Below are 22,388 nucleotides of genomic sequence, written 5' to 3' on the forward strand. Positions count from 1 at the left end.
ATTGTTATTTTTTACTACATTGTAACTTAAATACTAGTAAAAAATAAAGTACGCCAGACTTTACTAGACTGGCGTACTTCCCAACTCAATTCTTAATAACTTCTTTCGTTAACCCCTTCGCCTTCTCCAAAGCGTTTTTGATTTGTTCAAACCCAGTCCCGCCAGCACTGTTACGACGCTTTACAGCTGCATATGGTGACAGCACTTCATACAAATCTTCTTCAAATAAGGAGCTCATTTCTTTATATGTTTCAAGAGAGACATCTAATAAATAAATTCCTTTTTGTGTGCAATATAGCACTAACTTTCCAACAATTTCATGAGCTTGACGGAATGGTAGTCCTTTGTTCGCTAAATAGTCAGCAATTTCTGTTGCGTTGGAGAAATCTTGCGTCACAGCTTGCCCCATTTTTTCTTTGTTTACAGTCATCGTTTCAAGCATGCCCGCCATAATATGAAGGCATCCTTCTACTGTTTTAACTGTATCAAACATTCCTTCTTTATCTTCTTGTAAGTCTTTATTGTAAGCGAGCGGTAATCCTTTCATTACTGTGAGTAAACTGAATAAATTACCGTATACTCTGCCTGTTTTACCACGGATTAGTTCCGCCATATCCGGGTTTTTCTTTTGCGGCATAATGCTGCTTCCCGTTGCATATTGATCGCTCATTTCAATAAATTGAAACTCTTGGCTACTCCATAAAATAAGTTCTTCGCAAAAGCGTGATAAGTGCATCATAAGCATAGAGGAGTTACTTAGGAACTCCAGTATGAAATCACGATCGCTTACTGCATCTAAACTATTTTCATAGATTCCATTAAATCCAAGAAGCTCCGCACTATACTCTCGGTCAATGGGGAATGTCGTTCCAGCTAACGCTCCTGCTCCTAATGGCGAAATGTTAATACGTTTTAACGAATCTTCATAACGATTCACATCACGCTCTAACATCCAAAAGTAAGCGAGAATATGATGAGCAAATGAAATCGGCTGGGCACGCTGCAAGTGCGTATAGCCCGGCATAATGGTTTCAATATTATTTTCTGCTTGTTGAACAAGAACAGTTTGCAATTGCTTTGTAGCTTTTATAATATGTTCTACCTTTTCTTTTAAATACAAATGCATATCTGTCGCTACTTGATCATTACGACTTCGGCCAGTGTGAAGTTTTCCTCCTACTTCGCCAATTTGTTCAATTAACATTTTTTCGATGTTTAAATGAATATCTTCTGCTTCTACTGAAAATTGTAGCTTATTCTCTTTTGCTTCTTTCAATAAATATTGAAGACCTATCTTTATTTTCTCTGCTTCTTCTTGCGTAACGATGCCTTGCTTTGCTAGCATCGTTACGTGTGCCATACTCCCATTTATATCTTGATTTACTAATTGTTGATCGAAGGAGATGGATGCTCCGAACTCTTCAACCCATGCTTCCGCTTCTTCTGTAAAACGTCCGCCCCAAAGTTTGCTCACGCTTCCACCTTCTTTTGATTCACTTGGCTGTATACTTTCGTCGGTAAACCGAATAATGAAATGAATCCAACTGCTGCATCATGATTAAATTCGTCCTGAGCAGTATATGTTGCTAATTTTTCATCGTATAAAGAGTATTCAGATTTACGTCCTTCTACAATCGCATGACCTTTAAATAATTTCACACGCACTGTACCTGTTACATTCTTTTGCGTTTCTTGTAAAAATGCATGAAGCGCTTGTTTTAAAGGCGAGAACCATAAACCATTATAAATAAGTTCTGTTATTTTCTGTTCAATCACTGGTTTAAAATGTGCTACTTCTTTTACGTGTGTTAAATCTTCCAACTCTTTATGCGCAGTGATTAACGTCATTGCTGCTGGGCATTCGTATACTTCACGAGATTTAATACCGACAAGACGATTTTCTACGTGATCAATACGTCCAACGCCGTGTTTTCCAGCAAGCGCATTTAACGTTTTAATTAATTCTGCAAGTGAATATGCAGTGCCATTTAAAGTAGTCGGTACGCCTGCTTCAAATCCGATTTCTACAAACTCTGGTTTATTCGGTGTATCTTCTAATGCCAATGTCATCTCATATGCATCTTCTGGCGGCGCTGCCCATGGATCTTCTAAAATTCCACATTCGTTGCTGCGTCCCCATAAGTTTTGATCGATTGAAAACGGGCTATCTAAATTAATCGGAATTGGTACATCGTTTTCTTTTGCATAGGCAATTTCTTCTTCACGTGACCACTTCCATTCACGTACAGGTGCAATCACTTCTAAGTAAGGATTTAATGCTTGGATAGAAACTTCAAAACGAACTTGGTCATTTCCTTTCCCTGTACATCCGTGTGCAACTGCAGTTGCGCCTTCTTGTTCTGCGATTTCTACTAATTTCTTCGCAATAAGCGGACGAGATAATGCAGAGACAAGAGGGTATTTCCCTTCGTATAATGTGTGTGCTTGCATCGCCATCAATGCATATTCATTCGCGAATTCTTCTTGAACATCAATCATATATGATTTAATTGCACCTACTGAAAGTGCCTTTTCTTTTACAAATGCTAAGTCTTTACCTTCCCCTAAGTCTAAACAAAGCGCGATAATATCATAATTCTTCTCTTGTAACCATTTAATTGCAACGGAAGTATCAAGACCTCCGGAATATGCTAATACAACTTTTTTCTTCTCCATTTTGCATCCCCCTAAGAATAAATATTCATTTTCTTTTATAATAATTCACACTTTACCACCTTTCACAAAATGTATCAAGAGTCATTTTCAAATTTTTTCAAACAATTTCGTCGAACTTCTTTCAGTTTTTCTGTACAATATAAGCAGGACAACGGGGGTGAACTTATGGAAAAGTATTTCTTATACGATGATCATCTAGGAATTGAAATTCCTCATTTACAAGAAGATTGGGAAGATATCCCCGAAAAAATTCAGCATGCTATTTTACTAAAATGGGAACAAGTTCGCGGGAAAATTCCTGATCGTATAAAAGAACTTGAGCACTATATTAATACAAAACAACATTATTTAAATAACGAAGAAGACTTCGAAGTTTCTTGTAAACTAAATTCAGAAATTGCCGATCTTGCTTCAATCATTAATGACCTTTGGCTTTGGTATCGACTCACTCAAAATGTATCTGAGGGGAAAGCACACCAATGAAAAAAGCATGCCCCTCAATTACTTTGGGTCATGCTTTTTTGTCGTAACATGATTTACAATATATTTCTTGTGCTGTTTTCGCCAAACATACATCGAATGGACCAACTAATATACTTCTTTCTTCCGGCAACTTTACAAAAGCAACAAGCTCTTCTTCATATTGAATTTTTTTCTGACATGAAATGCATATTAATTCTTTTCTTTTGAACATGTCTTTTAGCATACCTTCACTCTCCCCTTCATCTATCTATATTAATATAATCTCATAACAGTTAAGACTTGTAAAAAAATGACACATTCCGAATCGAATGATTCATATACTATGTACAAAGGGGGGTCTAAAGCTTATGCGTGCTTTCGTTATTATTGCTTTAACTTTTTTAAGTGTGATTAGTTGGGATGCGTTTTTTAAAGATAAAAGTGATGAAAAGAATACAACTGAATAAAACCCTTTTTTTCTTACTTATTGGACAAACCGTTACAAACTGTCCAATCCTCCGAAATAACTTAGGCTTTTCTACAAAAATATTTAAACATAACATTTTTTGTAGATTCCCTCCGTTTATTGTCGGTTTCCATCCGCATACATTTTTTAAAAGTATGATATAATAGTATAAATCTTGAAGGAAGGGATTTTGATATCATGATCGCTCGAAGGAGCATGTGGCATCGTATTGACGAATCATACACGTAGCGTATTTTTTAGCTCAGATACTTTAGTCTAGCGAAAAAAATACGAGAGTGGGGAAATTATGATTGCCCGAAGGATAATTTGGCAAAAAAAAGACTCTTCTTACACATAGCGTTTTGTTTAGGACTTAATTGTTACTAACTAAACAAAACAAAGAAGAGCAGGATTGCTAAATGACGAATCCTACTCCACGTTTTGTTTAGTCGTTTTAAGACTTAAACTAAAACGAAGGTAGGGAGAATTGATGGACGAGAGGATTATTCGTTATTTCTTCAGCGACATATAGCGTAGTTAGTTTTTTCGTAAACTAACTGAAAGCTACATGTGAGCTCGTAGTTAGTTTACAACACAAAAAGGACTACTAACTACGGAAAGAAGGAATAACGATGAGGAACATCCAAAGTCGGCAAATTATTAAAGAAATTTTTATGGTTTTAATCGGTTCATTTATTTTAGCAGCAGCGCTATATCACATTCACTTCCAAAACCACTTAACAGAAGGTGGCTTTGTAGGAATTGCACTATTCATTCAAAACTTTTATGATATTTCACCATCTATTTCAACTGTATTAATGGATATCCCAATTATTTTACTGTGCGCTTCATTTTTAGGTAGAAAAATGGTTGGTTATTCATTCCTAGGTTCAATTTCATTCGGAGTATTTTATTCCTTTATGGAAAATTATTCTCCATTTACGGTAGATTTATCAAATAACTTATTTATAGCTGCAGTAGTTGGCGGTGCGTTAGCTGGTATTGGACTCGGTTTTATATTACGATTTGGCGGTGCAACCGGTGGAGACGATATTTTAACAATTGTATTAAGTAAACGAACTCGTTTTACAATTGGGCAAATTTTCTTCGTCTTTGACGCGATTGTTCTTGCGCTTTCATTATATTATTTAAATTGGACAGAAATTGCTTTTACTATTCTTTCGATTGCCGTACAGGCAAAAACATTGGATTTAATTTATTATCCAAAAACAGAAAAAACAGCAGAAAAGCAGCCAGTATCTGTTCCAATGTCCAAAAAACATGCAACGAATTAAAAAAGCGAAAGGCTTCGGCCTCTCGCTTTTTTTATGCTCTTTTTTCTTTCTCGACTATATGGCGCACTTGATAAAATCTATTTGCAAATTCAGTAACGTTTCTTGTTAAACGATAATTCACTGTAGATCCAATTGCCATTCCAATTACCGGTATACCTTGGAATAATTTACGACGAAGAGCATAAATCGAAAATGTCTTCAAAATTTGTTTTAACACAACCTCAGTAGAAGCTGTTTGTAGCACTGCTTCGTCTCCTTCGTAAAAGAACGAATCTTCTTGCTCCAGCTCTTGCAATAAATTGTACCATGCATATTGCTGAAGTCTTCCTGGTAGTAATGACGCATGAAACACCTTTAACGCAAGCATCATTTCATACGGCTTGTTCACATCATGTCCAAATGATGTTGCAATAAGTTGGACTGCCTTCACATTTAACGCGATCATAACCGGAAAATCCGCCGTTAATAATAATAAACCTCCAGCACCTGTTGCCCCACCTTGTACAAATGAATATAGACGATGACGTGCTGTTTGCTGCTCTGCTATGTATGTTAATTGATCAATAGATAATGCTTTCAAATCTTCAAGCTGTTCAATCGATTCATCAAATAACCTTGATGTTCCTAAAATCCGATTACGTGCATCTAACTGTGCTTGTGAACTTTGAATAAATGCATGCAAATGAAAGAGCCATCCATCTGCTTTCGTGAAGAATTCTTTTCGCTTTTTCTCAGGTAATTTCGCAACTGTAGCATGTAACCATTTATCAAACACTTTTTGAAAATCGGTCGCTTCTTGCTCAACTAATTGCGCTTCCCATTCTTTTATATTGTCTAAAATGGCTTGTTCTCGCTTCGATCGCATCGTAACAACCACCTCGTTCGATTTTTTTCTATTGTAACATATTTCTGCTTATTCTTTGCAAATATGCTTGTCTATCTTTATTCACATACCATTTTTGAATGGCATAAAATATTAACAAAAAGGATGAGATAAATCACATGAATCTATCCGATATAAAAAAAGAATATAATGCGGTATTCAGCTTAGGACAAAACTGCTGGCCCGCTTGGGCATTATATCAATTAGAATTATCACCATTTTTTGGCGTTATTGATTTTATGCTAAGTCCCTCATTAGAAAAAGTGAATGTATTATTACAAAATCGATTTGACCGCTTTTTAAATTTCGAAAATTTATCCTTCATCTCATTTTGGGATGATGATGCAAAATTAAGATTAAGGGACAACCTTTATGAAATTGACTCCTGTCATGACTTTAAAACAGATGTAAATACACCAACTTCTTGGCCTTCTTATACAGAAATTAAGTTAAACTATGAACATCGTATTAATCGTTTTCTAGCTACAATTGAAACGGCAGAATCCATATTATTTATTCGAACTGGAGGAACATATGAAGAAGCATGTTCCCTAGAACAAATTTTATCTCAAATCGTTACACATACATTCTCTGTCCTGTTACTAATTCCTGCCGATATACCAACTATCACCCAAGAAGATTGGGGATTACAACGTATTTGCGTTATGAAATGTCCTATTATGGATGTATACCAATACAATGAAGCATTTTGGAAAGACTTATTTGATGGAATTACAATTAGACCGCACACTTAAATACACGATACTTTTATCACACCATACATTATAATCGTCCTTATACAAAACAAATAAGGAATGATTCTATATGTATCCACGTGCAAAAGCTTTCGGTCTTGCTATACATCAAGATCGCCTTCTCGTACAAGAATATTATACAGAAGGCGAAATATATTATCGTCCTCTTGGCGGTTCAATTGAACTTGGTGAAAAATCAGCACATACTGTTATTCGGGAGTTTAAAGAAGAGCTTCATACGGAGATAGAAATCACCAATTATTTAGGGTGTTTAGAAAATGTCTTTCATCTCGATGGAGACATTGGTCATGAAATCATTCAACTATATTCTTTGCGTTTATTAGACACGTCACTATATGAAATGAAAATATTAAATATACAAGATGAAGAAACAGTAGCGTATGCGAAATGGATTCCTATTACGGCATTCATTCAGAAAGAAAAAATATTATATCCAGATGGAGTTTTAAAATACATCCAAAAGAAAAAAGACGAAATCCTATAGGATCTCGTCTTTCTTTTCATATATTAACCAATATCTCCAAGACGTAGTACGTCACGAGCAATCATAACTTCTTCGTCAGTTGGAATTACGATAATTTTTACTGGAGAGTGTGGGAAGCTGATGAATGCTTCTTCACCGAATACGTTATTACGTTTTGCATCGAAGTATACGCCCATGTACTCAAGGCCTTCTAATACACGCTCACGAATAATCGCACTGTTTTCACCTACACCAGCTGTGAAGATGATTGCGTCTACACCTTTCATACGAGCAGTGTAAGAACCGATGTATTTGTGGATACGGCTTACGAATACATCAAGTGCTACTTTCGCACGGTGGTCGCCTTCTTCTTCTTTCGCAATGATGTCACGTAGGTCACTAGAGTAACCAGTAAGACCTAACATACCACTCTTCTTGTTTAATACGTTAACTACTTCTTCTACTGTTTGGCCTGTTTTTTCCATGATGTATGGAATTAACGCAGGGTCAAGGTTACCAGAACGTGTACCCATTGTTACACCAGCAAGTGGTGTGAAGCCCATAGAAGTATCGATAGATTTACCGCCTTCTACTGCTGCGATACTTGCACCGTTACCTAAGTGACAAGAAAGTAAGCTTAAGCTTTCAATTGGACGACCTAATAATTCAGCCGCACGCTCAGTTACATATTTATGAGAAGTTCCGTGGAAACCGTATTTACGGATGCCGAATTTTTCATAGTACTCATATGGTAAGCTGTATAGGAATGCAGATTCCGGCATTGTTTGGTGGAATGCTGTATCGAATACTGCTACTGCTGGTACGTTTGGTAATACTTCTTGGAATGCTTTAATACCAACAACGTTTGCTGGGTTATGAAGTGGTGCTAAATCGCTTAATTCTTCGATATCAGCTAATACTTCATCAGTAATTAAAACAGAGTCAGCAAATTTTTCGCCGCCGTGAACAACACGGTGACCGATACCGCCAATCTCATCTAGAGATTTAACGATTCCGTTTTCAGTTAACTTTTTAAGAAGCATATTAACTGCTACTGCGTGATCTGGAATGTTTGTAATTTCTTTTTGTTTTTCGCCATCTACAGTAATAGTGAAGATACTATCTTCTAAACCGATACGTTCTACTAAACCTTTTGTTAATACTGTTTCACTTGGCATTTCAAATAATTGGAATTTTAAGGAAGAGCTTCCTGCGTTAATCGCGATGATTTTTGACATCTAGTCTTTCGCCCCTTTTTCTCTTGGTAGTTGTGTGGATGTTTCCACAAACCGCTCGATTTTATCTGATCAAATTCACCAAATATGAAAACGTTTCATCATTAGCAAATTTTATACTCACGATTTTAATTTAAACATCGTCCGACATATATTTCAAGTGAAAAAATTGTAACACCAAGAAAAAATATATATTACAGATTTCAAAAAAATTCAGTTAAATCTTGTATATATTTAAAAATATGACATATTATATAAAACTGTACTACATGAATCACTAATGCTGTTACATATACCCAGCTTTATTTATGTGTTGCAAACCAAGTATTTAATTGATCCATAATGTCTTCCATCGCCTTCATGTTAGAGAATTTAGGCAACTCCACTAATAATGCCTGTTTTGGCATTGTTACATTAGCGCCTTTCTTTTGGAGAACAAATATACTTTTTGCATTTTTCTCGTTTTTAAACATGGAAACAGGAAGCTGTAATAACCCTTGAATAAAGCATGTTTCTTTAATAAATGCATGTAATTTTGGTGCCTGGTCACTTTCAAAAATGAAGTTTGGTACTAAGAAGAATAAGTAACCGCCCTCTTTCGTATGTTTCACACTTTGTTCAATAAATAAGTGATGGGCATACGACATTCCTTCATCTGCTTTTAATTTATATTCACTTGCACCGATTTCGTTTGGATAATAACCAACCGGTAAGTCTGAAACGACTGCATCAACTGGATCGATATAAAGTGGTGCTAGTCCATCTTGATGGAAGAATTCGATTGCATGCTTTTGTAAATTTGCATTTACTAAAGCAAGTTTAATTAGCACTTCATCCACTTCTACACCAAATCCACTCATTGTTAGTCCTTCTTTGGCGCTATTAAACACTGTAGTCATTAAATTACCTGTTCCAATTGCAGGATCTAAAACTGTGATCTCGTTTTGACCTTGCATAAATTTATGGAATAAGTAACTCATGAACATTCCAACTGCATCAGGCGTCATTTCATGATTCGCTTGTACGCCTTCTTTCATTCCTTTTAAGATGGCTAACTGAAATGCTTTACGAATTTCTTCACCTTTATATGTTTCTTCATTAAACGTACTATATTCACGATTCAGCCTTTCAATTGCTGATTCGGATAATTCCTCTTGTAAAATCGCTCCCTCAAACAAGTTATCACCTGTTTCTACAAGCGCCTCTAAATATGTTACATCTAATTCTTTACGTAAAACTACCGCAGAAGAATCAAAAATAGAAAATAATGTTTCTACTGTCTGACTCACGTACATTCCTCCTTCTCTCTTTTACACATAACTTATATCATACCACAAAGTGATTTTTTCCAAAAAGAAAAAGCGACCTCCTGTAAAGAGCTCCCCTTTAGTTATATATGATATAACGTTTTTTCTCATATATCGATGCTGTTACAGAGCAATATATGAGAAAAAACGACCTCTTTATAAGAGGTCATTCTCTTCACATTACTTCGCAGATTTAGCTGCTTCTAATGCTTCTTCATAGTTTGGATGGCTTGTACCTTCGCTTACGTATTCTGCGTAAACTACTTTGTCATTGCTATCTACTACGAATACTGCACGAGCAAGTAAACGAAGCTCTTTCATTACTAAGCCATAAGCTTCACCGAATGAAAGGTCGCGGTGGTCAGAAAGTGTAACAACATTTTCTAAACCGTTTGCTGCACACCAGCGTTTTTGAGCGAATGGTAAATCAGCGCTAATTGTTAATACTTTCGCGTTTTCAATACCTGCTGCATCTTGGTTAAAACGACGTGTTTGTGCATCACACACACCTGTGTCGATTGAAGGTACAACACTAATTAATTTCACTTCGCCTTTGTATGTTTCTAAACTTACTGGAGATAAGTCGTTTGCTAATACTTGGAAGTTTGGCGCTTGATCGCCAACTTTAACTTCTGTTCCAACTAAAGTCATTGGATTACCTTTAAAAGTTACGTTTGCCACTTGAAAATCCTCCCTTATTTAAACAAAATATGTACAATGTAAATGATAGTTTGTCCCTATCGATAATGCAAATAAAATCGCTTTATTTACAAAAAAATTAAAGAAGCTAACCTATTGATTAGCTTCTTTATTCGTTAAATTTGAAATTCAGGATCATCTTCTTTTCGTTTATCCATCATTTCTTTCACTTTATCAACAGCTTGTGGCGCTAATTCAATTATTTTATCGATGACGTGTGTTTGTTTATCTAAGTGCAATACTTTCACACCATCTCCATTTATAACAAGAAAGGCAACAGGATTAATAGAAACTCCTCCACCACTTCCCCCGCCAAATGGATGACGGCCTGAATGTTCTACTTTACCAAATTCACTTCCACCAGCAGCAAATCCGAAACTTACTTTCGAAACTGTAAGAATTACGCTTCCATCTGCCGCTTTAATTGGGTCACCAACAATTGTATTTACATCAGTCATTTGTTTTAAATGCTGCATTGCTGTTGTCATTAAACCTTGAATTGGATGGTCCATTCTATATCCCCCCTATGCTTGAACAGATTTTTCTGTCATACCAGATCTTTGTCTTCTCATAAATACGAGTAATTTGACGCCAGTTTTTATAGCGCGGAATATACGAAAAGATGCTGTTAACTCGCATCTTGATGCAAATCCTTTCCCTTGAAAAACTGGGGTAATTTCAAATTCTGGTACGTCGACAATATGCATATATTGTCCGACAACTCCAGCAGCCATACCTTTTGTCCCCCATGCATATCCAGTGACAATTCCAGTACTAGCTGCATCGCCTGCTCCAATTTGTGTATGCCATTTCCAACCATTGATTTTCACTCGTTTGAGAAAATCTTTAACAATAGTATGAACTTCTTGAAGCTTTTTTATCAGTTCACCAATGCTGTCAAGTTGCGCCATAATTTTATTATCGAGTCCGCCGTCCTCTTCAGCTTTTTCGATTTTCTGTCCTGTCTTTTTCTGCTGTTTTTCAATTCTTTCCAACACATCAAATGTATATCGAATCATCCATATTTTCACTTGAAGCAAACATTGCTTTTCCATTTCTGAATATAAAAATGTCACCTTAAGCTTTATTTTCGACAATAGTATAAACAAAATAAAAAGAAGAAGAATTATTATTCCAATTACGAGCCACTTCATACGTATCATCCTTTCACTCCGTACCCATTATCGACAAGTTTATTCATCGTTAAACAGAGTTCTATAAGATTGAATATAAAAATTTTTCTAAAAATAAAAAGGTATTTTGACAATTTATATCGAAATATATTATTTGAACATATCATCAGGGAACGGACTCTAATGATATGTAGCACGAAAAACAGAAAATTTAACTGCAGTGGAGGGATACATAATGGCAGATCGTCGCAATTTATTTTTCTTTTATGGTGATGACAAAGCAACGCTCGTTGAAAAAATGAAACCAATCTATCGTATTTTAGAAGAGAATGGATTTACCATATTAGATCATCCAAAAAATGCAAACGCTATCGTCAGTGTTGGAGATGATGCAACCTTCTTACAAGCCGTTCGTAAAACTGGTTTTAGGGAAGATTGCTTATATGCAGGGATTTCTACGAAAGATGAAATTTCGTTCTACTGCGATTTCCATATTGATCACGTTGATACAGCCCTTCAAGAAATTACAAAAAATGAAATTGAAGTGCGAAAATATCCAACAATTCAGGTAGATGTAGATCACAGTACATCTTTCCATTGTTTAAATGAGTTCTCATTACGTTCTAGCATTATTAAAACATTCGTTGTAGATGTTCATGTTGATGATTTATATTTCGAAACATTTAGAGGGGACGGTTTAGTAGTTTCTACCCCAACAGGAAGTACTGCTTACAATAAATCATTGCATGGTGCAGTTGTTGACCCGCTTATCCCATGTTTCCAAGTAAGCGAACTAGCATCTTTAAACAACAACACTTACCGTACGCTCGGTTCACCTTTCATTTTAAATCACGAACGTACATTAACTTTAAAACTAAGACCAGACGGTAACGATTATCCTGTTATCGGCATGGATAACGAAGCGCTTAGCATTAAACAAGTGGAAAAAGCTGTTGTACGCTTAAGCGATAAACAAATTAAAACAGTTAAATTAAAAAACAATTCTTTCTGGGAAAAAGTACAGAGAACGTTTTTATAAGATTAAAATAACCGCAGAATTATGGAATTCCATAATTCTGCGGTTATTTATTTACCCCGATTGACGCGAACAATACTCTCTTACTATCCGGCCGTTATTCTTGTCAGTTTTTGTCGGTAATTCGATATATTCCGAAAACCGCTCATATATTTTTACGCATCTTTTCTATAGACAACTTGGCCATCTATTACGGTCATTTCTGCTTGTACTTCTTTTATTTCTTCTGCCTCAATTTCAAAAATATTGCGGTCTAATATTGTAAAGTCTGCTTCATATCCTTTTGTAATTTGCCCTCGCTTCGCTTCTTTTCCAATTGCATAGGCACTTCCTGTTGTAAATAAAGAAACAGCCTCATATACCATTAATCTCTCCTCAGGCATATAGCATACACCGTCAATAAAACTTCTACGTGTAACAGCGCTATATATGCCTAGAAACGGATTTACTTGTTCAATGGGAGCATCTGAGCCACCGTTGCAGTGTAATCCTGCTTCCAGTAACGTCTTCCAAGCGTACGCATAACGAAGACGGTGCTCGCCTAGTTTTTCAATGACTGACGGAAAATCTGATGAAAGAAAGACTGGCTGTATATCGATAATGGCTTGCAAGTTTTTCATTCTTTCTATCAACTCTTCACGAGCAAGCTGACAATGAATAATGCGGTCACGTAACCCTTCTGCTGGTGGATATAATTCGAGTGCATCAATGACATATTCAAGCGATAAGTCACCGATAGTATGAATCGCAACTGGCATATGTAAATCTCGTGCTTTCTTTACTAATTCCGCAAGTTCTTCACGTGAGAAAATCGCAACTCCATTTGTTTCCTTCGCATCTTCATACGGTTCACTTAATAATGCTGTTCTTCCGCCAAAAGAACCGTCAGAGAAAATTTTCATTGCTCCAAATTCAATATAATGTTCATTTTCATATTCTTTTCGTTCATGTGCTACTTCATGGTGAACGAGCAAATGGGCTTTAAATGGCATTTCTTTTATAACGTGAGAAAACGCATTATATGTTTTTCTAAAACCACCATAATAATTTAAATCTTCCGTATGCCCGCCAACAAGTCCGTATTTCCAGCAATCTTTAATCGCTGTTTGCAGAGCTCTTTGTAAATAAGCTTCATCAATTTCTGGCTGAACATGTTTAATTAATTCTTGCCCTTGTTCATATAAAAGCCCTGTTAACTTATTTGATGAATCCCTACCAATTTTCCCGCCTTTTGGATCTTCTGTCGCTGCTGTTATATTCGCTTCTTGCAGTATGTATGCATTCACCCATGTAACGTGACGACAAACTCTCTTTAATAAAATGGGATGTTCTTTCGAAATTTCATCTAAATCACGCGCGTGAACATCTTTCGTATCTGTAAAGTTATTTTCATTCCATCCTTCTCCAATAATCCAAGAGCCCTTTGGAGCTTCTTCCACTCGCTTCTGAACAAGAGTAAGCACTTCGCCATAAGATGTACAATTTGATAAATCTAGACGGAGTAATCTCTCTCCATGCCCAATAAGATGCATATGACTATCAACGAGACCTGGGATCATTGTTTTGCCTTTTAAATCGTACAATGTAACCGCGGCATATTGGTTTTCTAACTCTTCTTTACTTCCAACATCAACGATCGTACCGTTTTCAATGTAAACAGCGTCCACTTTTTCATTTTCTTCTCTCATTGTGTAAATGGTGCCGCCATACCAAATTTCTCCCATATATCCCATCTCCTTTATTTTTTATTGTATAAAAAAAAGCACCATTTCAAAACATGGTGCTTTTCTAAAAATTACTTTTGTTCAGTAGTAGACGTTGTAACTTGCCATTCAATATTAAATTTATCTTTCACTTGTCCGTATGCTGGGCTCCAGAATGTTTCTTGAAGTGGCATGATAACTTCTCCACCTTCTTGTAACTTATCGAATACTTCTTTTGCTTTTTCTGCATTACTAATTTGAATTGCGATTGTTACTTGAGATCCGATTGCATGCCCTTGACCTGGGAATGTATCAGAAATCATAAGATCCGTATTACCAACTTTTAAAGTAGCGTGTAAAACGCGCTCTTTCGCTTCAGCTGGAATCGGGTATTCTGGATTTTCAGGCATGTCACCAAAAGTTTGCATGACTTCTACTTTTGCATCTAAAGCCTCTTTATAAAACTGTACAGCTTCTTGCCCACTACCATCTAAAACTAAGTACGGATTAATACCTAAAATCATACGGACACCTCTTTTTTAAATTTATAAAATCGAACTTGTGTTCGTTTTTATTTTATCATTGATTTACATTTCATTCAACTATTTACTTCACTGTTTTCAAAATTATTTTGACGGAATCTCCATCTCTTGTTTTCTAAGTTCAATACGGCGAATTTTCCCAGAAATCGTTTTTGGTAGTTCATCTACAAATTCAATTTTGCGAGGGTATTTATATGGTGCAGTGAGTTCTTTGACGTGTTGTTGGAGTGTTGGAATTAGTGTTTCTTCGTTCTTTTCTATATTCTCTCTTAATACGATAAATGCCTTCACGACACTTCCACGAATTTCATCAGGACTTGCGACAACTGCACATTCTCTTACGTAAGGATGTTTTACAAGTGCATCCTCTACTTCAAACGGCCCGATTGTATAACCAGAGCTAATAATGATATCATCGCCGCGCCCTTCAAACCAGAAGTAGCCGTCTTCATCTTTCTTCGCTTTATCACCTGTAATATAATAATCACCGCGAAATTGCATCGCTGTACGCTCATCGTCTTTGTAATATTGTTTAAAGAGGGCCGGCGTTTCAATGTGAACTGCAATATCACCAACTTCGCCTACTTTAACTGGAGTACCTTCCTCATTTACGATATCGACATGGTTACCTGGCGTTGGTTTCCCCATTGATCCTGGTCTAATATCCATCCCTTTCATTACACCAACAAGTAATGTGTTTTCCGTTTGTCCATAGCCGTCTCTCACTGTAATATGAAAGTGCTTTTTGAACGTTTCAATGACTTCTCTATTTAACGGCTCACCTGCCGATACAGCGCTATGTAATGCCTCTAAATTGTACTGGCTTAAATCTTCTACCTTTGCCATTAATCTATACTCAGTCGGTGTACAACAAAGTACATTCACCTTATTATCGTCTAATAAGTTTAGGTACGTTTTCGGTTCAAACTTACCGTGATATACAAACCCTGTTGCCCCTGATCCTAAAGTTGCTAAAAACGGGCTCCAAATCCACTTTTGCCAGCCTGGACTAGCTGTTGCCCATACAATATCATTCTCTTCAATTCCCAGCCAATTTGGAGCGCTCGTACGTAAATGAGCGTATGCCCACGCATGTGTATGAACGACACCTTTTGGATTTCCTGTCGTTCCTGACGTGTAAGATAAAAAGACCATATCTTCTTTATCTGTCTTCGCCATTTCTAACATGTCACTCTCTGTTTCTAACGCTGTTTTTAAATTAATCCATCCATCTACTGACTGCTCGCTCAGGACAAATTTTCGAAGAGATTCCATCGCTTCTATATCATCAAACTGCCTAATATACGGCTCATAGCTTACTATCGCTTTTACTTCTCCATGTCCAATTCGATATTCTATATCTTTTTTACGTAACATTTCCGAGCTTGGAATTACGACAAATCCTGCTTTAATAGCAGCAATATACGTCATGTACGCTTCAATTAAACGCGGCATCATAATGAGAAGCTTGTCCCCTTTTTGCAAACCACTTTTTATAAAAGCGTTTCCAATTTTATTCGCACCTTGCATTAATTCAGCGTATGTAACTTCCCTTCGATTCCCTTTATCATCTTGCCAAATTAAAGCTAACTTCCCTTTATCACCTGTATATTTCTCTATTTCAGAAACTAAATTATAAGACGGTGGCGCCAACAATTCTTCTCGCTTCATAAAATATCCTCCCTTTTCTTTATGCCTCCTTTATATAATAAAGAATTTTCAGTTAATTTTGAACCCTCTTCTTTTGACAAATTTTTCAGTTCTGTCGAATTAGTAAACGAAATTACATCGACTTACCGACAAATAGCGACACAACACAAAAAAGAAAGAGCGGGAGAACCCGCTCTTTCTAAGCCATCATATGGGATTATTTTTGGTAACCGCCTAATTGTTGCTCAGCTAGTGAAACTAGACGTTTAGTGATTTCACCACCAACAGAACCGTTAGCGCGAGCTGTTGCATCAGCTCCAAGTTGAACACCAAACTCTTGAGCGATTTCGTATTTCATTTGGTCTAATGCTGATTCAGCACCAGGAACCGCTAATTTATTTGTGCTACGTGACATGTTATATCACCTCCTTGTGAGTATAGAGTGTGATAAATAACATGACTTCATACACGTTTTAGATATGGTAATTTATGGTTTTAGAAAAGTTCTTCAAATTTTTCTTCTTCCGCCACTACTTCTACCGTTTGTAATACCATTGTTTCTTTGTTCGCTACAGCTTCATCGATTAATGGTGTGAAATCGTATTTCGCTTCAAAACGATTTGCTTTTTCACGTTTCGGCTTCGTCGCTGGGCTTGCTGGTGTGAATACAGTACAGCAATCTTCATATGGACGAATTGAAATATCATACGTGCCGATTTCTTCAGCGATTTTAATAATCTCTAATTTATCCATCGTAATAAGCGGACGAATAACTGGGTAGTTTGTTACTTCGTTAATCGTATGCATACTATCTAACGTTTGGCTTGCTACTTGTCCAAGACTTTCACCAGTCGTAATTGCAAGTGCGTTACGCTCCTCAGCAATACGTTCTGTAATACGCATCATCATACGGCGCATAACCGTCATTGAATAGCTAGATGGGATTTCTTTATTAATCGTTTTTTGCACTTCTGTAAACGGAACAAGGTGAAGCGTTACTCGTTTACAATACTTCGTTAACTCTTGTGCTAAATCGATTACTTTTTGTTTTGCACGCTCACTTGTGAAAGGTGGACTATGGAAGTGAACTGCTTCCACAGATACGCCGCGTTTCATCGTTAAGTAAGCTGCTACTGGGCTATCAATACCACCAGAAAGAAGTACCATTACTTTTCCGCCAACGCCAACTGGTAAACCGCCAGCTCCCATACGCTCATCGCACATGATATAGCTATAGCCACTGCGGATCTCTACGCGTACATTTACATCTGGATTATGAACATCTACTGTAATATCTTCTGTATTTTCTAGAATGTGTCCGCCAATCTCAGGTAATAATTCCATCGTTCTCATTGGGAAATGCTTATAAGAACGGTGTACAGTAATTTTAAATGTTTTCACATCACCTTTTACTTGTAAGAAAGCTGCTAATGCACCTTCTTTAATGTCTTCTAATTCTGATGGTACTTTCATCGCTAAGTTAAACTTATGAATACCAAATACATCCTTCAATCTTTCAGAGACTGCTTCATGATCTTCACCATTTAACTGGATGTACATACGATCATGTGTTGCATCGATTTTAATATTTGGGAATTTTTTCAGTTTGAACTTCACGTTATCTTTTAATGTGCTTACAAACTTAGAACGGTTCTTACCTTTTGTCGTCATTTCTCCGTAACGCACTAAAATATATTCATATTTCAACATAATTTCTTTACCTCATCACTTCATATAATTTTGGCATCGTCTCTTTTACAATACCTTCAAATTGTTTTACTTCTTCCATTGTGTTTTCTGGTGCCAAACTAATACGAATAGCGCTTGCAGCTGCTGCATGCGGCACTCCCATTGACACTAACACTCTGCTCACTTCATTTGCTTTTGAAGAACAAGCAGATTTCGTTGACACATATACACCGTGTTCTTCTAAAGCATGAACGACTACTTCTGGTTTTAAACCAACAAATGATACATTTAAAATGTGCGGTGCTGCATATGCAAGCGACGTGTTAATCGTTACATCTTCCATCTCTTTAAAGAAACGAACAAGCTCTGCTTGTAAACTTTGCAAATGAGCTACCTTTTCTTTCACTTGTTCCATTGTCATGCGAAGTGCTTTCACCATCGCTACAATGCCAGGTAAATTCTCTGTACCAGAGCGATACTTAAGCTCTTGTTGACCACCTGATAAAATCGGATCTAATCTTACGCCATCGCGTACATAAAGAAGACCCGTTCCTTTTACACTGTGGAATTTATGTCCAGATATTGAGCAAAGATCAATATGAGACGCATATAAATCAAGCGGTACTTTCCCTATCCCTTGTACATGATCTACATGGAATCTTATTTTCGGATGATTCGATAATAACGTTCCAATTTCAGCAACGGGCTGAATTGCTCCAGTTTCGTTGTTCACATGAATAATTGACACAAGAATCGTATCTTCACGAAGTGCTCGTTTCACATCTTCTACCGACACAACACCATGCTCGTTAACCGGTAAATATGTTACATCAAACCCGAGTTCTTCTAATTGCTTATATGCCTCAAACACAGACGCGTGTTCAATATTTGTTGTAATGATATGTTTGCCACGCGAACGATTCCTCATCGCTATCCCTTTAATCGCAAGGTTATTCCCTTCCGTTCCACCTGATGTAAAAATAATTTCAGAAGGTTTAACACGAAGAAGCTGCGCTGCAATCGTTCTTGATTGTGTTAATAGACGCTCTGCCTCTCCTCCAAGCGAATGAATAGAAGAAGGATTACCAAAATATTTCCCAGCAACCGTCACGTACGATTGAAGAGCTTCTGGATATGGCTTCGTCGTCGCACTATTATCAAAATAGATCATCGTTCTTCCCCTTTCAGCGCTATCACATCGTATAATCATATCATAAATACGTGTCATTACGCTAAGACTACGCAAAGGTTCCATTTTATCTCGATTGGTGAAGGCTAATAATTGTCGAGGATGCCCTCCTATTACAGTTTCACTTTATCCCGCATGAACGGGCAATAAGACTCTCACCTCAAAATCCAGTTAGAGCAAAGAAGTTAGGTAGGAGTCGGGCTGTCCGTAAATGCCCGATTGGTGAAGGCTAGTAATCAATGGGGATGAGTCCTCCTACTGATTACAGTTTCACTTTATTTTGAAACGAATAACCTTGCTGTATTCCGCTATTCATTATAGCAACATCGTCTGCAAAATTACACAAAAAAACAAACCCTTTTATGAAAGGGTTTGTTCATTGTCTACATATTCAGCTATTTTTTGAACAACGCCAGGTTCAAGTTGCTCTAATACTGAAGCCGCTTGTTCTAAAGCTGCATCGTATTGGTATTCACGGAATAATTTCTCAGCATAATTTAAACTTTCTGCTAGGTTTTCATCATGACTACGGTAACGGTTACCGTACTGAATTAATTTTTCCACTAAATATGCTTGTCCAATTAACTCTTCTGTCATTTCAGCCACACCGTTCACAGTTGTGTATGCTTCTTCTAAACTGCTATTTACAGCGTTCATATTTAACGGCTTCACTTCTAATTGTTCATATACAGCTTGCATTGCCATTTGCCCTCTTTTTAAATCTTCCATAATACTCTCTGGAAGACCTGGCAAATTCGACTTTTGCATAAAGCGTTTCGTTTCGAAAATAGTATTTCGCATTTCTTGTAACTTCTCACGTGCTTCAAATTCTTCTTTGCGCATCGCTTGCAGCATTTCTTTATATTCTGCATGAAGTACTTTTAACGTTTCACATTGCTCATAAACCTCTTCTAGTTCCTCACGAATAATAGAGAAGGCAATATCTTGTTCTGCAACGCGTAATTGTAGCATTTCAAAACGTTTCGTTAAAATGTGCATTTGCTTTTCAATTACTTTTTGAGACTCAATGTCTTTATCTTGTAACTGATAGCTTTGTTTTACAAGTTGTGTTTCTGTTTTCGTTTCAATCGTTTCGATACGCATTTCTTCTAAGTCATCGTAAACAGAAAGTGTTTTTTGCTCCACATAATGTCTCGCATGTACTTCTTGTTCCAATTGATCGTAGAAGCCATCTAAACGTGTTTTTAAGTTTTCTACTTTTTCAGCCGCTTCTGTTATATGAAGCTCCTGTATATCCATTAAACATGTTTGTAGTTGTTTCGTCATATCGCGAACTTCTTTAGGGACTTCCAAATAATCTAATACATAACCTTGTCTTACCATATCATTATGTCCGTGTAATAAATCTTCCAGCTGAACTGGTAACGTCGCTTGACACTCTACCAATAAATCTGGAATTTGGTGAATAATGATTTCTAAATCTGCTAAACCTTCTTCCAAACTAATAACAATTTCTCTCGCTTTTAAATAGTCGCCATTGTTTGTTGCTTCTTCAAAGGTTTTAAATTTCTCAGATTCAGCGTCTAGCATCTCTTCGATTTTCTGCTCTGCTGCTCCATACATATGTCTATGAGCAAGAACACTCTTTTTCATACTACGATATGTATCACGTAACCCTTCAATTTCCGAGCTATTTTTCTCATGGCTTTCTAACAATTGCTGTAATTCATTTAAAACACCTGTAATACGATTATCAGCGTCATCTAAACCACTTATGGATTCGTTCATCGCATGCTTTGCTTTTCGGAAGGAGAATTGCGAGGCGAATTTTCGCGCTTGCGCTAAATCTTTGTCAGCTTTCGGAAGGGTTGTTGATACAATTTCATCCCATTCTTCACGCCATTTACCAAACAGTTCTTCTGTTTGACCCGTCATGTTTAAATCTTTTACCCGTTTTAGTTCATCTGCCACAGGTTTATCTTTTATCTCTTGTTTCCACTGCTCCAGTGCTTCAATATCTTTATATGAACGATTTCTTATCACAAGCTCTATCATGAGCAGCACTAGAATAGAGCTTACTACAATGATAACGATCGTCAGGATAGAATCCATGCAAAAAAGCCTCCTAGTTATATCTCTTTTTTTGTCCGTTCCGTTTATGAAATGGAAGGCATTATGTATAAAAAGGGAATTCCCCTATATTTAACAACTAACAATGTACTAATCATACCATGTAATGGTTTGTTTTTGACCTAGTTTTTTTTAAAATTTCATGTTTCTTTCAATGTGATTGTAATCTTTCTCAATATTCCGCCTACCTCACTCCCTATCCTCAAATGATTGTAATAACAAACAATCTTTCGTATGGGATACGAAATAAATTTTCCGCATGAGTGGTGGTTCAACAGAAATTACATGTACATTTCCTTGCCTTACAGACTGCTCTACTGCCCTTTCTGGAAGTAACGTGATACCAAGGCCAGCTTTTACCATTGCAAGCATCGGTTCTGCGTAAGATGTTTCCACAGCTATAGTTGGTTTTACACCTATTTCATGAAACATGTTCATAATCATTTTCCTTACATCACATATTTCTGGATATACAATTAATTTTTCATTGTGCAGCTCTTCTATTTGAATGACTATCTTCTCTTTGTACGGATGATTATTTGAAACGGCACAAACAATTTTCTCTTGTTGCACTTCTTTTATATACGTAGCACCTTCTACTACTGAATCGATGAACATCGCGTCAATCTCCCGCGCTTTAAATAAATCTCTTAATACTTCCGTATGCCCGATTTGCCATTCCACTTCGAACTCATCACCTAATATATTTTTACATTCTGATATGTAATGCTCCGCTAAACTCGGTAGTATACCAATTGAAAACTTCCGGTTCTCTTGATACCCCCTCATTTCTGTTTTCACTTCATTTATTTGCTCCAAAATCGGTAACATTCTTTTTATAAATAACTCTCCTGCCTCCGTTAACTCTACTCCTTGCGCAGAACGTTTAAGTAAAGTAACCTCTAAATCCGCTTCTAACTTTTGAATTTGTTTACTAAGCGCTGGTTGTGATATATGTAAAATCTTACTTGCCTTTGATAAACTTCGCGTATGCTTCACTTCAATAAACGATCGTACTGCCTCCAAATCCATCGTACACACCTCTAACAAAAAGTTATAACCGTTATAAGAAATCGATATTTCCTCCTATAAA

The 22,388-nt window shown here is 36.7% G+C and carries 22 protein-coding genes; 5 read left to right on the forward strand and 17 right to left on the reverse strand.

Annotated features, from left to right (window positions below):
- Window positions 1-85: 85 nt before the first annotated feature.
- Both argH and C3Y97_RS23400 read right to left on the reverse strand, forming a co-directional pair.
- Entirely contained in the window at window positions 86-1,474 is a 1,389-nt protein-coding gene (gene argH, locus C3Y97_RS23395; RefSeq protein WP_017656263.1) for an argininosuccinate lyase, read from the reverse strand.
- On the reverse strand, window positions 1,471-2,676 hold the full coding sequence (locus C3Y97_RS23400) for an argininosuccinate synthase (RefSeq protein WP_000412315.1): 1,206 nt from the start codon (window positions 2,674-2,676) through the stop codon (window positions 1,471-1,473). The genes argH and C3Y97_RS23400 overlap by 4 nt, the downstream gene beginning before the upstream one ends.
- Before the next feature lie 165 nt (window positions 2,677-2,841).
- Here C3Y97_RS23400 and C3Y97_RS23405 point away from each other — a divergent pair, with 165 nt between their 5' ends.
- Complete coding sequence (locus C3Y97_RS23405) at window positions 2,842-3,159, forward strand: radical SAM protein (RefSeq protein ID WP_071740841.1); 318 nt, start codon at window positions 2,842-2,844, stop codon at window positions 3,157-3,159.
- Window positions 3,160-3,187: 28 nt separating this feature from the next.
- Here the strand turns inward: C3Y97_RS23405 and C3Y97_RS23410 are convergent, their stop codons facing one another.
- Window positions 3,188-3,382 (reverse strand): hypothetical protein, encoded by a 195-nt coding sequence (locus C3Y97_RS23410; RefSeq protein WP_000910272.1) that lies wholly within the window; start codon window positions 3,380-3,382, stop codon window positions 3,188-3,190.
- A gap of 854 nt (window positions 3,383-4,236) precedes the next feature.
- Here C3Y97_RS23410 and C3Y97_RS23420 point away from each other — a divergent pair.
- Window positions 4,237-4,899 (forward strand): YitT family protein, encoded by a 663-nt coding sequence (locus C3Y97_RS23420; RefSeq protein WP_001244515.1) that lies wholly within the window; start codon window positions 4,237-4,239, stop codon window positions 4,897-4,899.
- 31 nt (window positions 4,900-4,930) lie between these two features.
- On the opposite strand, the gene C3Y97_RS23425 is transcribed toward C3Y97_RS23420, so the two are convergent.
- Complete coding sequence (locus C3Y97_RS23425; RefSeq protein ID WP_001256850.1) at window positions 4,931-5,764, reverse strand: EcsC family protein; 834 nt, start codon at window positions 5,762-5,764, stop codon at window positions 4,931-4,933.
- A 137-nt stretch (window positions 5,765-5,901) separates the two neighbouring features.
- On the opposite strand from C3Y97_RS23425, the gene C3Y97_RS23430 reads away from it, so the two are divergent.
- Together C3Y97_RS23430 and C3Y97_RS23435 are read left to right on the forward strand one after the other, a co-directional pair.
- Window positions 5,902-6,537, forward strand: a complete 636-nt coding sequence (locus tag C3Y97_RS23430) for a DUF1796 family putative cysteine peptidase (RefSeq protein WP_001053728.1) — start codon at window positions 5,902-5,904, stop codon at window positions 6,535-6,537.
- Window positions 6,538-6,607: 70 nt separating this feature from the next.
- Window positions 6,608-7,042, forward strand: a complete 435-nt coding sequence (locus C3Y97_RS23435) for an NUDIX hydrolase (protein WP_000283485.1) — start codon at window positions 6,608-6,610, stop codon at window positions 7,040-7,042.
- A gap of 23 nt (window positions 7,043-7,065) precedes the next feature.
- Here the strand turns inward: C3Y97_RS23435 and ackA are convergent, their stop codons facing one another.
- The 5 genes from ackA to C3Y97_RS23460 form a co-directional block, all read right to left on the reverse strand.
- Window positions 7,066-8,259, reverse strand: coding sequence for an acetate kinase (gene ackA, locus C3Y97_RS23440; protein ID WP_000034575.1), 1,194 nt, complete (start codon window positions 8,257-8,259; stop codon window positions 7,066-7,068).
- A gap of 299 nt (window positions 8,260-8,558) precedes the next feature.
- Complete coding sequence (locus C3Y97_RS23445; RefSeq protein ID WP_000084367.1) at window positions 8,559-9,545, reverse strand: class I SAM-dependent methyltransferase; 987 nt, start codon at window positions 9,543-9,545, stop codon at window positions 8,559-8,561.
- Between the two features lie 198 nt (window positions 9,546-9,743).
- On the reverse strand, window positions 9,744-10,244 hold the full coding sequence (gene tpx, locus C3Y97_RS23450) for a thiol peroxidase (RefSeq protein WP_000024526.1): 501 nt from the start codon (window positions 10,242-10,244) through the stop codon (window positions 9,744-9,746).
- A gap of 134 nt (window positions 10,245-10,378) precedes the next feature.
- The gene (gene ytfJ / locus C3Y97_RS23455) at window positions 10,379-10,774 is read right to left on the reverse strand and encodes a GerW family sporulation protein (RefSeq protein ID WP_000350003.1); all 396 of its coding nucleotides are present in this window, start codon (window positions 10,772-10,774) and stop codon (window positions 10,379-10,381) included.
- Window positions 10,775-10,786: 12 nt separating this feature from the next.
- Window positions 10,787-11,425 carry a DUF2953 domain-containing protein gene (locus tag C3Y97_RS23460; protein WP_002164419.1) on the reverse strand — a complete coding sequence of 213 codons (639 nt, stop codon included), beginning with the start codon at window positions 11,423-11,425 and terminating at the stop codon, window positions 10,787-10,789.
- Window positions 11,426-11,630: 205 nt separating this feature from the next.
- Between C3Y97_RS23460 and C3Y97_RS23465 the strand changes: the two genes are divergently transcribed.
- On the forward strand, window positions 11,631-12,434 hold the full coding sequence (locus C3Y97_RS23465; protein ID WP_000785180.1) for an NAD kinase: 804 nt from the start codon (window positions 11,631-11,633) through the stop codon (window positions 12,432-12,434).
- A gap of 152 nt (window positions 12,435-12,586) precedes the next feature.
- On the opposite strand, the gene C3Y97_RS23470 is transcribed toward C3Y97_RS23465, so the two are convergent.
- The 8 genes from C3Y97_RS23470 to C3Y97_RS23505 form a co-directional block, all read right to left on the reverse strand.
- Window positions 12,587-14,155: an amidohydrolase gene (locus C3Y97_RS23470; protein WP_000503978.1), complete on the reverse strand. Its 1,569-nt coding sequence runs from the start codon at window positions 14,153-14,155 to the stop codon at window positions 12,587-12,589.
- A gap of 71 nt (window positions 14,156-14,226) precedes the next feature.
- Window positions 14,227-14,658 carry a VOC family protein gene (locus C3Y97_RS23475; protein WP_000600350.1) on the reverse strand — a complete coding sequence of 144 codons (432 nt, stop codon included), beginning with the start codon at window positions 14,656-14,658 and terminating at the stop codon, window positions 14,227-14,229.
- Between the two features lie 102 nt (window positions 14,659-14,760).
- Entirely contained in the window at window positions 14,761-16,347 is a 1,587-nt protein-coding gene (gene mbcS, locus C3Y97_RS23480; protein WP_000817767.1) for an acyl-CoA synthetase MbcS, read from the reverse strand.
- Between the two features lie 196 nt (window positions 16,348-16,543).
- Complete coding sequence (locus C3Y97_RS23485; RefSeq protein ID WP_000091640.1) at window positions 16,544-16,741, reverse strand: alpha/beta-type small acid-soluble spore protein; 198 nt, start codon at window positions 16,739-16,741, stop codon at window positions 16,544-16,546.
- Between the two features lie 80 nt (window positions 16,742-16,821).
- Complete coding sequence (gene thiI / locus C3Y97_RS23490) at window positions 16,822-18,036, reverse strand: tRNA uracil 4-sulfurtransferase ThiI (RefSeq protein ID WP_000922337.1); 1,215 nt, start codon at window positions 18,034-18,036, stop codon at window positions 16,822-16,824.
- Between the two features lie 7 nt (window positions 18,037-18,043).
- Entirely contained in the window at window positions 18,044-19,186 is a 1,143-nt protein-coding gene (locus C3Y97_RS23495) for a cysteine desulfurase family protein (protein WP_000638992.1), read from the reverse strand.
- 378 nt (window positions 19,187-19,564) lie between these two features.
- Window positions 19,565-21,277 carry a septation ring formation regulator EzrA gene (ezrA, locus tag C3Y97_RS23500; protein WP_000377313.1) on the reverse strand — a complete coding sequence of 571 codons (1,713 nt, stop codon included), beginning with the start codon at window positions 21,275-21,277 and terminating at the stop codon, window positions 19,565-19,567.
- Between the two features lie 207 nt (window positions 21,278-21,484).
- Window positions 21,485-22,327 carry a LysR family transcriptional regulator gene (locus C3Y97_RS23505; RefSeq protein WP_071740844.1) on the reverse strand — a complete coding sequence of 281 codons (843 nt, stop codon included), beginning with the start codon at window positions 22,325-22,327 and terminating at the stop codon, window positions 21,485-21,487.
- Window positions 22,328-22,388 lie beyond the last annotated feature (61 nt).

The organism is Bacillus sp. DU-106, from assembly GCF_004799705.1.
GTDB classification, from domain to species: Bacteria; Bacillota; Bacilli; order Bacillales; family Bacillaceae_G; genus Bacillus_A; species Bacillus_A cereus.

Bases quoted from the DNA above. Each gene is read 5' to 3' on its own strand.
- C3Y97_RS23435 (WP_000283485.1), top strand. From the start codon at position 6,608: ATGTATCCACGTGCAAAAGCTTTCGGTCTTGCTATACATCAAGATCGC.
- ackA (WP_000034575.1), bottom strand. From the start codon at position 8,259: ATGTCAAAAATCATCGCGATTAACGCAGGAAGCTCTTCCTTAAAATTC.
- C3Y97_RS23460 (WP_002164419.1), bottom strand. From the start codon at position 11,425: ATGATACGTATGAAGTGGCTCGTAATTGGAATAATAATTCTTCTTCTT.
- ytfJ (WP_000350003.1), bottom strand. From the start codon at position 10,774: ATGGACCATCCAATTCAAGGTTTAATGACAACAGCAATGCAGCATTTA.
- C3Y97_RS23505 (WP_071740844.1), bottom strand. From the start codon at position 22,327: ATGGATTTGGAGGCAGTACGATCGTTTATTGAAGTGAAGCATACGCGA.
- C3Y97_RS23410 (WP_000910272.1), bottom strand. From the start codon at position 3,382: ATGCTAAAAGACATGTTCAAAAGAAAAGAATTAATATGCATTTCATGT.
- thiI (WP_000922337.1), bottom strand. From the start codon at position 18,036: ATGTTGAAATATGAATATATTTTAGTGCGTTACGGAGAAATGACGACA.
- C3Y97_RS23495 (WP_000638992.1), bottom strand. From the start codon at position 19,186: ATGATCTATTTTGATAATAGTGCGACGACGAAGCCATATCCAGAAGCT.
- C3Y97_RS23430 (WP_001053728.1), top strand. From the start codon at position 5,902: ATGAATCTATCCGATATAAAAAAAGAATATAATGCGGTATTCAGCTTA.
- mbcS (WP_000817767.1), bottom strand. From the start codon at position 16,347: ATGAAGCGAGAAGAATTGTTGGCGCCACCGTCTTATAATTTAGTTTCT.
- C3Y97_RS23405 (WP_071740841.1), top strand. From the start codon at position 2,842: ATGGAAAAGTATTTCTTATACGATGATCATCTAGGAATTGAAATTCCT.
- ezrA (WP_000377313.1), bottom strand. From the start codon at position 21,277: ATGGATTCTATCCTGACGATCGTTATCATTGTAGTAAGCTCTATTCTA.
- C3Y97_RS23465 (WP_000785180.1), top strand. From the start codon at position 11,631: ATGGCAGATCGTCGCAATTTATTTTTCTTTTATGGTGATGACAAAGCA.
- C3Y97_RS23475 (WP_000600350.1), bottom strand. From the start codon at position 14,658: ATGATTTTAGGTATTAATCCGTACTTAGTTTTAGATGGTAGTGGGCAA.
- C3Y97_RS23485 (WP_000091640.1), bottom strand. From the start codon at position 16,741: ATGTCACGTAGCACAAATAAATTAGCGGTTCCTGGTGCTGAATCAGCA.
- C3Y97_RS23425 (WP_001256850.1), bottom strand. From the start codon at position 5,764: ATGCGATCGAAGCGAGAACAAGCCATTTTAGACAATATAAAAGAATGG.
- C3Y97_RS23400 (WP_000412315.1), bottom strand. From the start codon at position 2,676: ATGGAGAAGAAAAAAGTTGTATTAGCATATTCCGGAGGTCTTGATACT.
- C3Y97_RS23470 (WP_000503978.1), bottom strand. From the start codon at position 14,155: ATGGGAGAAATTTGGTATGGCGGCACCATTTACACAATGAGAGAAGAA.
- C3Y97_RS23420 (WP_001244515.1), top strand. From the start codon at position 4,237: ATGAGGAACATCCAAAGTCGGCAAATTATTAAAGAAATTTTTATGGTT.